Genomic DNA, 12,014 nt, shown 5'->3' on the forward strand with positions numbered 1-12,014 from the left:
CCCGCCGGGGGCGGGCCGCCTCTCCTCCGCCGTCACTGGAGTTCGGCCTCCTCGTAGTAGCCGCTCTCGACCAGGACCTCGTGGTAGTTGTCGGCGTCCACCGAGACGGGGTCGAGCAGGTAGGAGGGGACGACCTTCACGCCGTTGTCGTAGCTCTCGGTGTCGTTGACCGGGACCTCCTCGCCCTGGACCAGGGCCTCGACCATGTCGGCGGTCTGGGTGGCCAGGCTCCGGATGTCCTTGAAGACGGTCTGGGTCTGCTCCCCGGCGATGATGGACCGGACCGAGGCGGCCTCTGCGTCCTGTCCGGTGATGACGGGCAGGGGACGGGCCTCGGTGCCGTAGCCGACTGCGCGCAGGGACTCGATCACGCCGAGGCTCATGCCGTCGTAGGGCGACAGGACCGCGTGCACCTCCTCGTCGGAGTAGTGGGCGCTGAGCAGGTTGTCCATGCGGTCCTGGGCGATGGCGCCGGACCACTCCTGGGTGGCGATCTGCTCCATGGAGGTCTGGCCGCTGCGGACGACGAGGCGGCCGTCGTCGATGTGGGGCTGGAGCACCGACATCGCCCCGTCGAGGAAAAAGGAGGAGTTGTTGTCGTTGGGCGAGCCGCCGAACAGCTCGATGTTGAAGGGCCCCTCCTCGTTCTCCAGGTCGAGGGCCCGCACGATGTACTCGCCCTGGAGGACGCCCACCTGGAAGTTGTCGAAGGTGGCGTAGTAGTCGACGTGCTCGCTGCCGAGGATGAGGCGGTCGTAGGCGATGACGGGGATGTCGCTGGAGGCGGCCATGTCCAGCACGTCGCCGAGGGCCTCTCCGTCGATGGAGGCGATGACCAGGACGTCGGCGCCCCGGGTGATCATGTTCTCGATCTGGGAGACCTGGTCCTCCACGACGTCCTCGCCGTACTGGAGGTCGGTGCCGAAGCCGCGGGCCTCGAACTCGGCGACCATGTTCTCGCCGTCGTTGATCCAGCGCTCCGAGGACTGGGTGGGCATGGCGATGCCGACGACGCCGGCCTCGCCCTCGGGCCGCGCGGCGTCGCCGACGCCACCGCAGGCGGTGAGCAGGAGCGTGCCGCACAGCGCGGCTGCCAGAAGGGGTGTGCGTCGGGGTTGGGGGGTCATGCGTTCGCCTTTCCGGGGGTGGTCCGGGCGCGGATGCGCGCCGGGGGGGTTGCGGTCGTTTCCGGCTGGTCGGGGCGGGGCGCGCCGGGGTGCAGGGCGTCCGGGTCAGACCCGGACGTACTCGATTCCGGCCAGCTCGCACAGGACCCGCCAGTCCTGCGCGCGCGCCCCGGTGTTCATGACCATGTGGTGGGTGCCGCCCGCGCGGAGCCAGGCGTCCATGCATGCCCGCACGCCCGTGTCGGGGCGGAACTGGCCGTAGGGCATCTCCAGGGACGGCAGTTCGGGTGCGTCGATGACCTCGCCCTCGGCCACGACCAGGCGGAACTCCTCTCCGCCGAGGGCGACCAGGGAGGCCAGGGTGGCCGGACCCGGCCGATAGCGGAACACGATGGTGGGCGGGTCGTCCAGGCCGCCGATGCCCAGCGGGCGCTTGACCAGCCGGACGGGCTCGTCCTCGCGCGCCACCCTCCAGTTCCCCTCGCCCATGTGGCTCATGAGGATGGAGTCGCTGGGGAAGTCCATCGCGTACATCTCGGTGAAGTGGCCGTCCCCGGCGAGCTGGTGCCCGGCGTAGACGATCGAGGCGGCCAGGACGTCGCCCTCGCCGGCGAACCCGTACCCCTGGGCCATCAGGGTGGAGGCGGCGGCCATCGGCAGCCGGGAGAAGCGGCCGTCCTCCCCGATCGCGTCGAAGTGGGTGGAGTAGGCGCCGCACCCGGCCTCCTCCAGCAGCCGTTCGATGCCCAACTGCATGCGGGCGTGGTCCTCGCGCTCCTCCTCGGACAGGCGGCCGTCCACCTCCAGGGCCCCGTCCTCCCAGGCCATGAGGTCGCGCACCGCCTGTCCGGGCAGGTCGGCCATGGTCCGGTGCAGGGCTCCGGGCGCGATGACGTGGACCTCGGGGCCGAGCCTGCGCAGCAGCGCGGTCTCGTCCACCCGGGCGTCGCCCATGCCGTTCATGGGGTAGCCGAACACGCCGACCCGCAGCCCGCGCAGGGCGGTGACGGCGCGGGCCGCCCGCGCCCAGCGGTCCACGCGCGCGGCGAACTCCGGGCTCTGCCACTCGCCGGTGAGGACCTCGAAGGGCAGCCCCGCCCGCACCATGGCGTTGGCGGTGTCCTGGGCGCCGTGGATGCCCTGGTTGTAGGTCATGTCGTCCATGTCCCAGGACGGGCTCACCGCGGGGTCGGGCTGGATGTTGGCCAGCGCCAGGGGCAGGTTGGCGCGGGCCAGCGCGCGGGTGACCCGCAGGGAGGGGCCGTAGGTGAGCATGACGACCAGGACCCCGTCGAGTCCGGCGGCCTCGAAGCCGCGGATCGCCTCCTCCGCGTCGGCGCGCCCGCGAACCGGCGGGGCGACGGTCCACTCGGCGACGCCGGAGAGGCGTTCGGCCACCCGGGCCGCGTAGGCCGCCTGGTGCTCGGTGATGCCGGGGATCATGTCGTCGTAGAGCGGCTGCATGATGCCGAGCAGGCCGACGCGGGGGGCTCGGGCGCGCACGGGAGGGTGGTCGGTGGCGGGGGGCGTGGGTACGGTCACGGTGCTTCCTTAGCGCGTGTTCGGTGGGTGCCGGGGGTGTCGTGCGGCGGGGCGGGGCCGGACGCGCCCTACTGGCCGTAGACGTTCTGGTAACGGTCGTGGAGAGCGTCGATGTGCTCCTGGGGAAGGCGCTGGAGGGGGCCGCCCTGGCGGGCGATGTGGACGGTCCGGGCGACGTCCTCGCACATCACGGCGGCCTTGACCGCCGCTCCGGCGCCCGCTCCGACGGTGAACACGCCGTGGCCGCGCATGAGGACGGCGGGCGAGCGGTGGCCCTCCAGGGTGGCGACCACGCCCCTGCCGATGTCGTCGCCGCCGATGAGGGCGAACGGGCCCACGGGGATGTCGCCGCCGAACTCGTCGGCCATCGCGGTGATGGCGCAGGGGATGGCCTCGCCGCGCGCGGCCCAGGCGGTGGCGTAGGGGCTGTGCGTGTGCGCGACGCCGCCGACGTCGGGGCGGGCGCGGTAGACGTAGGCGTGGGCGGAGGTGTCGCTGGAGGGCTTGTGCGGGCCCTCGACCGGGCGGCCGTCCAGGTCGCAGACGACCATGTCGGCCGGGGAGAGGTCGTCGTAGGAGACGCCGCTGGGCTTGATCACCATCAGGTCGGCGCCGGGGACGCGGGCGGAGACGTTGCCGCTGGTCCAGGTGACCAGGTTCCACCGGGGCAGTTCGGCGTGCAGGGCGCACACCAGGGCGCGCAGGCGCTCCACCTCCTCCCGGTGCTCCTCGGGGACTGCCGTGGGGGTGGGGGCGGTCATCGTTCTCCTTCCCCGCCGCTGGCGGCGGCCAGGGCGGCGTTGCGCAGGGCCCGCAGGCGGTGCAGGCTGCGGCTGCCGCCCCTGCCGAAGTGGTCGTGGAGTTCGGTGTAGAGGGCGAAGAGCCCGTCGTAGGCGGCGGCCCGGGCCGGGTCGGGGTCGACCGTCTCCCGGCGCACCCCGCCCATGGCGGCGGAGGCGGCGTGGATGTCGGGGTGGGCTCCGGCGGCGACCGCGGCGTGGATGGCGGCCCCCACCGCGCAGCTGTGCTCGGAGGCCACGACGCGCAGCGGCCGGTCCAGGACGTCGGCGTAGACCTGGAGGACGAAGGGGTTGCGGACCATGCCGCCGCCGATGGTGAGGTCGTGCACGGGGACCCCGGCGTCGGCGAAGGCCTCGACGATGGTGCGGGTGCCGAACGCGGTGGCCTCGACCAGGGCGCGGTAGACCTCCTCGGGGCGGGTGGCCAGGGTCAGGCCGACGAGCACGCCGGACAGGTCGTGGTCGACCAGGACCGAGCGGTTGCCGCTGTGCCAGTCCAGGGCGAGGAGCCCGTGCTCCCCCACCGCGGCGCCGGCGGCCCGTTCCGAGAGCAGGTCGTGCACGGACAGGCCGCGTTCGCGGGCCTCGTCGTGGTAGGCGGGGGGTACGTAGGAGTCGGCGAACCAGGCGAAGACGTCGCCGACGCCGCTCTGGCCCGCCTCGTAGCCCCACGCTCCGGGGGTGATGCCGCCGTGGGCCAGGCCGCACATGCCCGGGACCTCGGCGAGGACGTCGGAGTTCATGACGTGGCAGGTGCTGGTGCCCATGATGGCGAGCATCCGGCCGTTGCCGGTGGTCTGGGCGGTGGCGGCGGTGACGTGGGCGTCGATGTTGCCGACCGCGACGGGGACGCCCTCGGGCAGCCCGGTCCAGGCCGCGGCGCGGGCGGTGAGGCCGCCCGCGCGGTCGCCGAGTTGGGACAGGGGGTGGGCGAGCTTGTCCTCGGCGAAGCTGGCGAAGCGGGGGTCGAGGGCGGCCAGGAAGTCCGCCGAGGGCCAGGCGCCGTCCTGGTGGATGCCCTTGTAGCCGGCGGTGGCGACGTTGCGGGTCTCGTGTCCGCACAGCTGCCACACGATCCAGTCGGCGGCCTCGATCCAGCGGTCGGCGCGCTCGTACACGCCGGGGTCGTCGCGCAGGACCTGCAGGGCCTTGGCGAACTCCCACTCGGAGGAGATCTTCCCCCCGTAGCGGGCCAGCCACTTCTCGCCGCGCTCGGCGGCCAGGGCGTTGATCTCGTCGGCCTCGGGCTGGGCGGCGTGGTGGCGCCACAGCTTGGGCCAGGCGTGCGGGCGCCGGGCCAGGTCGGGCAGCTCGCACAGGGGCGTGCCGTCAGCGGTCACCGGCAGGACCGTGCAGGCGGTGAAGTCGGTGCCGACGCCGACGACCCGTTCCGGCGCGACCCCGGCGGCGCGCAGCGCCTCGGGGACGGCGGTGCGCAGGACCTCGCGGTAGTCCCCGGGGTGCTGGAGCGCGGTCTCGGGTTCGAGGGGGTCGGCCGATCCGGGCAGGTGCGCGGTGATGACGCCGTGCCGGTAGACGGAGTCGGCGGAGCCGAGTTCGGCGCCGTCGCGGACCCGGACGACGACGGCGCGGCCGGAGAGGGTGCCGAAGTCGACGCCCACGACCACCGGGTCGGGCGAACGTGAATTGTTAGCGCTAACATTCTGGGCCAAGGAAAACTCCTCCGTGAGGGGGCGGACAGGGAGGTCTCAGGGGGTCACGGCGGCGGGGGCCCGCTGCTGCCGCGCACCCGCAACCGCGCCGGGACGACCCGGCGCTCGGCCCCGGAGGGGTCGGCCGGTCCCTCCCTGGCGATCTCGGCGAGCAGCAGGGCCAGGCTCTCCCGGCCCACCTGCGCGAAGTCCTGGTGGACGGTGGTCAGGGACGGGGTCAGGTACTCGGCCTCGGGAACGTCGTCGAAGCCGACCACGCTGACGTCGCCGGGGACGTGCAGGTCCGCCTCGTGCAGCGCGCGCAGCACGCCGATGGCCATCTGGTCGTTGCCCACGAAGATCGCCGTGACCCGCTCCCCCTCGGCGCGCCTGCGCACCAGAGCCAGACCCAGCTCGTAGCCCGACCGGGGGCTCCAGTCCCCCTGGAGCGGTTCGGGGACCGGCGCCCCGGCCTCCTCCAGGGCCCGGCGCCACCCGACCACCCGGGCCGCGGACTCCAGCCACAGGGGATCGCCCTCCACGTGGTGGACGGTCGTGTGGCCCAGGTCGAGCAGGTGGCGGACGGCGTCGTGGGCGCCCTGGACCTGGTCGACGCAGACGACGGGAAGGCCCGAGCCCTCGCCGCCCTCGACCGCGACCAGGGGGCCGGGGCCGGGCAGCGCGGCCAGCGCCTCCACCAGGGCGCGTTGGGGGGCGATCGCCACGCAGCCCTCGACCGACTGCTGGATCAGGTAGTCGGCCGCCGCGACCACTCCTTCGGGCGACACGTCGTCGAGGCTGACCATGCTCAGGAAGTAGCCCGCCTCGCGCGCGGCCCGCTCGATCCCCGCCAGGGTCTGCGCCGGGCCGAAGAGCGTGGGGTCGAAGGCGATGACGCCGAGCACGTTGGTGCGGCGGGTGACCAGGGCGCGCGCGGTGGAGTTGCGGTGGTAGCCAAGCTCCTCGATGGCGTCGCGCACCCGCAGCACCGTCTCCTCGCGGACGTTGGGGTGGCCGTTGACCACGCGCGACACCGTCTGGTGGGAGACTCCGGCCAGCCGGGCCACGTCGGCCATGACGGGGGTACGGCCACCTGGGGGTTTCACCGGGACGACACCTCCGGGCACGGGAAGGGGGGCTTCTGTGATGTGCGCAACATTGTTAGCGCTCACATCAGTGAAGTCAACCCCCCTTCACCCCGATCGGGGGAACCAGGGTGAAGGGGTCCGGGCACGCGGGCGCGGCTCCGCGCTCAGCCGGTGAGACCGGCGTGCAGCGCGGTCGCGGAGGTGTCGGTGAGCGAGGCGACCTGGTCGATGACCACGCGCAGGGCGGCGGAGTCGTCGGCTGCCCCGGTGAAGGCGGCGCGGAACTGCGGGTCCAGGCCCTCGGGGGCGTTCTTCCACAGGAGGCCGACCAGCTCGGTGATCAGGCGGCGCTCCTCTGCCTGGTAGACCCGGGCCTCCTCCCGCGAGAGCACGAAGTGGGCGGCGACCGCCTTGAGCAGGGCGCACTCCAGGAGGGGGCGGCGGGGCACGAGGAGGTCGCCGCCGTAACGGGTGAGGCGCCCGGGACCGTACGCGGCGCGGGTGGCCTCCTCCGCGGCCCGGCAGAAGCGGCCGATGAGCCCGCTGGTGAGGTTCTTGAGCGCGGCGAGCGAGGCGAGGTCGCCGGTGAACTCGCGCGGCCACGCGGGGTGGGCGATCAGGCCGGTGAAGACCTCGTCGAGTTCGGCCGGGTCGGCGTCGCAGTAGTCGGCGGCGGCGATCCGCACGACCTCGGCGCGCTCGGCGGAGCCGCGCAGCGCCGCGGGGTCCACCAGCCCGGCGTGCAGGGCGTCCTCGACGTCGTGCACGGAGTAGGCGACGTCGTCGGCCCAGTCCATGACCTGCGCCTCGAAGCAGGTGCGTCCCGGGGGCGCGTCCCGCCGCAGCCAGTCGAACACCTCGGTGTCGTCGGGGTAGCAGTTGAACTTGTGGGTGTCGCCGCCCTCGCCCCGGAGCCAGGGGTACTTCACGGTGGCGTCGAGGGTGGCGCGGGTGAGGTTGAGCCCCGCGCTGCGCCCGTCGGGGTCGATGACCTTGCCCTCCAGGCGCACGAGCAGGCGCAGGCTCTGGGCGTTGCCCTCGAACCCGCCGCAGTCGGCGGCGGCCTCGTCCAGGGCGCGTTCGCCGTTGTGGCCGAAGGGCGGGTGCCCCAGGTCGTGGGACAGGCAGGCCGCCTCCACCAGGTCGGGGTCGCAGCCCAGGGCCTGGCCGAGTTCGCGGCCGATCTGGGCGCACTCCAGGGAGTGGGTGAGGCGGGTGCGCGGGAAGTCGCTCACACCGGGCTGGACGACCTGGGTCTTGGCGGCCAGGCGGCGCAGGGCGGCGCTGTGCAGGACCCGGGCCCGGTCCCGTTCGAAGGGGTCGCGGGCCCGGTTCTTGCGGTTCTCCAGGGCCATGCGCTCGGTGTCCTCGTCGGTGTAGCCGAGTGCTCCGCCCTCGCGGGGGTTGTTCGTCATGGTGTCTGCCAGCCTACTTCCCAGCCACGACCCGGGCGCCGTCCGCGCTGGTCAGGCGGCATCGACCTGGATGTCGCTGCTGTCGTTGAAGATCCAGTAGTACCAGAGCGCCGCGGTCTCCCTGGTGATGTACCACAGCTGTGTGCGGCGCTCGATGACCGCGGGTCCCGACCGCGAGGGCGAGGTGCCCGCCTCGATGCCGTGGTCGGCGGCCATGCGCTCGGAGCGCAGGCTGTGCCAGGGGTCGGAGACGAGGATGGCGGTGTCCCAGGAGTTGGCCTCGAAGACCCCGGCGACGGCGTCGATGCTCTGGAGGGTGTCGCGCCCCTCCTCCACCGCGATGATCTGGGAGCCGGGGACGCCCACCTCGATCAGCCAGTTGCGCCCGGAGGCGGCCTCGGTGAAGTTGTCGCCGGGCAGCTTGCCGCCGACGGTGACGATGACCGGGGCCACGCCCTCCAGGTAGAGGACCTGGGCGTGGCGCAGCCGCGCCTCGAAGACGGGCGAGGGCACGCCGTTGTACTGGCTGGCGCCGAGCACGACGATGGCGTCGGAGGTGGTGCGCTCGTCCTGGCGGGCCACGTACCAGACCCAGGACCAGGTGCCGACCGGGACGGCCAGGGCGGTGACCAGCAGCAGGCTGACAAGCCAGCGCAGGCGGAAGCGGCGTCGGACGCGGCGGCGCGGGCGCGGCCGGGAGAAGGACGGCGGCTCGGGCCGGCGGCGGGGAGCGGGCTCCGGGGCGCGCGGGAGCTCCTCCTCCGGGAACCCCTCCTCGGGGAGGGCGGGCTCCGGGGGCGGGGACACGCGGGTGCGGGGCCGGGGGCGGTCGCGGACGAAGCGGCGGGTGAAGACGGCGTCTTCGGCCGCCGGGCGGTCGGCGGACACGCCCTGCGGGGCGGTCGCGCCGGGCGCCAGGACCTCGTCGCGCCGGAACTCCCTCGTGGTCTCGTCGTCGGGGGAGAACGCGCGGGTGGTGTCGTCGGCGGAGAACGCGTGGGCGCCCTCGGCGCCGGAGGAGGCCGGGACGTGGGCCTCCCGGGAGAAGACCTGGGTGGCCTCGTCGTCGGACGAGGGGGCGGTGGTCGGGTCGCTCCACGGCTCGTCGCCGCGGCCGTCGTTCGCCGTTCGCACCGGCTCACCTCCGCGCATTCTCTGGTCGGGGGGGCGTGTCACCCCCACTGGGACGGCCTCCGCCCACCGCTGGTTCTCAGCGGTTCGGCCCGTGAGAGGACCGTGGCGGAGGGTGGTGTCAGCGCACCCCGTACGCGGTTTCGCGGACACGGGGAGGCGGGCGGGGAAGTGGTGGCCCGGCTGGCGGCCAGAATACATCACGAACAGATCACAGTGCATTCCCGCGCGTGCGGCTGACCGGGACGAGTCTAGGGCGTCGGGGAGGCGCCGTTCCCCCCTCAGGGCAGGGACTTCCGCCGCCTTGGCGCGGTGGGGGAAAGCGGGTGCGGCGGTCCGCGGGGACCGCCGCACCCGCGTGCGTCCTCGGGCCGGTCAGGGCGCGGTGCGTCCGGCGGCCCGGCCCGCCTCCAGGCGGGCGACGGGCACCCGGAACGGGGAGCAGGAGACGTAGTCCAGGCCCACGCGGTGGAAGAAGTGCACCGAGGCGGGGTCGCCGCCGTGCTCGCCGCACACCCCGAGCTTGATGCCCGGACGGGCGGCGCGCCCCTCCTCCGCCGCGATGCGCACGAGGCGGCCCACGCCGTCCACGTCCAGGGACTCGAACGGCGAGACCCCGAACACGCCCTTCTCCAGGTAGGCGGAGAAGAAGGAGGCCTCCACGTCGTCGCGCGAGAAGCCCCAGACCGTCTGGGTGAGGTCGTTGGTGCCGAAGGAGAAGAACTCGGCGTTCTCGGCGATCTGCCCGGCGGTCAGCGCGGCGCGGGGCAGCTCGATCATCGTGCCGACGGGGAAGTCGAGTTCGACGCCGCTCTCCCGGCCCACCTCGCGCAGCACGCGCAGCGCGTCCTCGCGGATGATCTCCAGTTCCTGCACCGTGCCCACCAGCGGGATCATGATCTCGGGGCGGGGGCGCCCGCCCGCCGCGATCCGGTCGACGGCGGCCCGGGCGATGGCGCGCACCTGCATGGTGAACAGCCCCGGCACGACCAGTCCGAGGCGCACGCCGCGCAGACCCAGCATCGGGTTCTGCTCGTGCAGCTTGTGCACCGCCTGGAGCACCCGCAGGTCGTTCTCGTGGCTCTCACCGCGCGCCTCGGCCACGGCCACGCGCACCGACAGCTCGGTGATGTCGGGCAGGAACTCGTGCAGCGGCGGGTCCAGCAGGCGCACGGTCACCGGCAGGCCGTCCATGGCCGCCAGGATGCCGCCGAAGTCCTCGCGCTGGAGCGGCAGCAGCGCGTCGAGGGCCTGTTCCTGCTCCTCCTCTGTATCGGCGAGGATGAGCCGCTCCACGAGCTGGCGGCGGTCGCCGAGGAACATGTGCTCGGTCCGGCACAGTCCGATCCCCTGCGCGCCCATGCGGCGGGCCCGGGCGGCGTCCTCGGCGGTGTCGGCGTTGGCGCGCACGCGCATGCGGCGGGCGGCGTCCACGTAGTGCATGAGGCGGTCCACCGAGCGCACGAGGTCGTCGGCCTCGTCCGAGGCGGGGTCGATCTCGCCCTCGAAGTAGCGCACGACGGGCGAGTCCACCACGGGGACCTCGCCGAGGAGGACCTCGCCGCTGGTGCCGTCGATGGAGATGACGTCGCCCTCCTCGACCACCTCGCCGCCGGGCGCGGTCATGCGCCGGTTCTTGGTGTCGATGTCGAGCTCCTCCGCGCCGCACACGCAGGTCTTGCCCATGCCGCGGGCGACCACGGCGGCGTGCGAGGTCTTGCCGCCGCGGCTGGTGAGGATCCCCTCGGCGGCGATCATGCCCTCCAGGTCGTCGGGGTTGGTCTCGCGGCGGCACAGGATGACCCTCTCTCCGCTGCGCGACCACTTGACGGCGGTGTAGGAGTCGAAGACGGCCTTGCCGACGGCGGCGCCGGGCGAGGCGTTCATGCCGCGGCCGAGGCGGTGGACGTCCGTCCCGGAGAGGGCCTCCTCGTCGAAGCGGGGGAACATCAGCTGGGCGAGCTGGTCGCCGGTGACCCGCTGGACCGCCTCGTCCAGGGTGATCAGACCCTGGTCCACGAGCTGGTCGGCGATGCGGAACGCGGCGGCGGCCGTGCGCTTGCCCACCCGGGTCTGGAGCATCCACAGCCTGCCGCGCTCGATGGTGAACTCGATGTCGCACAGGTCGCGGTAGTGGTTCTCCAGGGTGTCCATGATGCCCATCAGCTCCCCGTAGCTGGGGGCGTCGATCCCCTCCAGGTCGGCGAGGGGGACGGTGTTGCGGATCCCGGCCACCACGTCCTCGCCCTGGGCGTTCTGGAGGTAGTCGCCGTAGACGCCGGGCTGGCCGGTGGCGGGGTCGCGGGTGAAGGCGACGCCGGTGCCCGAGTCCATACCGAGGTTGCCGAAGACCATGGAGCAGACGTTGACGGCCGTGCCGAGGTCGGCGGGGATGCGCTCCTGGCGGCGGTAGAGGACGGCGCGGGGGGCGTTCCAGGAGTCGAAGACCGCCCGGACCGCGAGCACCATCTGTTCGCGGGGGTCGCTCGGGAAGGGGCCGCCGGTCCGCTCGCGCACGACCTCCTTGAAGCGGTCCACGAGCAGGCGCAGGTCGGCGGCGTCCAGGTCCAGGTCGCTGGTGACGCCCTTGGCGGCCTTGACCTGCTCGATGGCGTCCTCGAAGAGCTCGCCGTCGATGCCCTGCACGGTCCTGCCGAACATCTGGATCAGGCGCCGGTAGGAGTCCCAGGCGAAGCGCTCGTCGCCGCCCCGGGCTGCCAGGCCCGCGACGGACTCGTCGTTGAGGCCGATGTTGAGGACGGTCTCCATCATGCCGGGCATGGAGAACCTGGCGCCCGAGCGCACGCTGACCAGGAGCGGGTCGTCGGCCTGGCCCAGGCGGCGCCCCATGGCCTTCTCCAGCTCCTGGAGGCCGGCCTCGACCTCGGCGTCGAGTCCGGCGGGCATGCTGCCGTGGGAGAGGTAGTGGCGGCACGCCTCGGTGGTGATGGTGAACCCGGGGGGAACGGGCAGGCCGAGGTTGGTCATCTCGGCGAGGTTGGCCCCCTTGCCGCCGAGGAGATCCTTCAGGTCCTTGTTGCCCTCGGTGAACGCGTAGACGTACTTGGCCACGGGGGTGCTCCCTCGCTTCTCGGCGGCGCAGCGCTGGGTCGGCGCCTGTGCCCGGATGGGCGCGACTCTATCCACACTCCGCATCATCACTCGCCCATGAACTCCCTTTTTTCTACATATTCCCAGTTCACAGCTATCAAAGAGGTCTATACCAATGGTTCAGAGAAAGAGAAGCCGCCGAACGCTC

8 protein-coding genes are annotated in these 12,014 nt (G+C 73.1%); all 8 read right to left on the bottom strand.

From position 1 onward, the window contains the following. Positions 1 to 32: 32 nt before the first annotated feature. A complete protein-coding gene (gene chvE, locus KGD83_RS21965) occupies positions 33 to 1,127 on the bottom strand; it encodes a multiple monosaccharide ABC transporter substrate-binding protein (RefSeq protein WP_212640956.1) in 1,095 nt (364 codons plus the stop codon). Positions 1,128 to 1,232: 105 nt separating this feature from the next. Further along, complete coding sequence (locus KGD83_RS21970) at positions 1,233 to 2,669, bottom strand: L-fucose/L-arabinose isomerase family protein (RefSeq protein WP_212640957.1); 1,437 nt, start codon at positions 2,667 to 2,669, stop codon at positions 1,233 to 1,235. A 68-nt stretch (positions 2,670 to 2,737) separates the two neighbouring features. Continuing rightward, positions 2,738 to 3,430 carry an L-ribulose-5-phosphate 4-epimerase gene (locus KGD83_RS21975; RefSeq protein WP_212640958.1) on the bottom strand — a complete coding sequence of 231 codons (693 nt, stop codon included), beginning with the start codon at positions 3,428 to 3,430 and terminating at the stop codon, positions 2,738 to 2,740. Next, positions 3,427 to 5,097, bottom strand: coding sequence for a ribulokinase (gene araB / locus KGD83_RS21980; protein WP_212640959.1), 1,671 nt, complete (start codon positions 5,095 to 5,097; stop codon positions 3,427 to 3,429). The genes KGD83_RS21975 and araB overlap by 4 nt, the downstream gene beginning before the upstream one ends. A gap of 89 nt (positions 5,098 to 5,186) precedes the next feature. Beyond that, entirely contained in the window at positions 5,187 to 6,197 is a 1,011-nt protein-coding gene (locus KGD83_RS21985) for a LacI family DNA-binding transcriptional regulator (RefSeq protein ID WP_212644554.1), read from the bottom strand. Between the two features lie 176 nt (positions 6,198 to 6,373). Beyond that, positions 6,374 to 7,624: a deoxyguanosinetriphosphate triphosphohydrolase gene (locus tag KGD83_RS21990; RefSeq protein ID WP_212640960.1), complete on the bottom strand. Its 1,251-nt coding sequence runs from the start codon at positions 7,622 to 7,624 to the stop codon at positions 6,374 to 6,376. A 51-nt stretch (positions 7,625 to 7,675) separates the two neighbouring features. Then, entirely contained in the window at positions 7,676 to 8,758 is a 1,083-nt protein-coding gene (locus tag KGD83_RS21995) for a YdcF family protein (protein ID WP_212640961.1), read from the bottom strand. 372 nt (positions 8,759 to 9,130) lie between these two features. After that, on the bottom strand, positions 9,131 to 11,827 hold the full coding sequence (gene ppdK, locus KGD83_RS22000; RefSeq protein WP_212640962.1) for a pyruvate, phosphate dikinase: 2,697 nt from the start codon (positions 11,825 to 11,827) through the stop codon (positions 9,131 to 9,133). Positions 11,828 to 12,014: the final 187 nt, after the last annotated feature.

The organism is Nocardiopsis akebiae (assembly GCF_018316795.1).
GTDB classification, from domain to species: domain Bacteria; phylum Actinomycetota; class Actinomycetes; order Streptosporangiales; family Streptosporangiaceae; genus Nocardiopsis; species Nocardiopsis dassonvillei.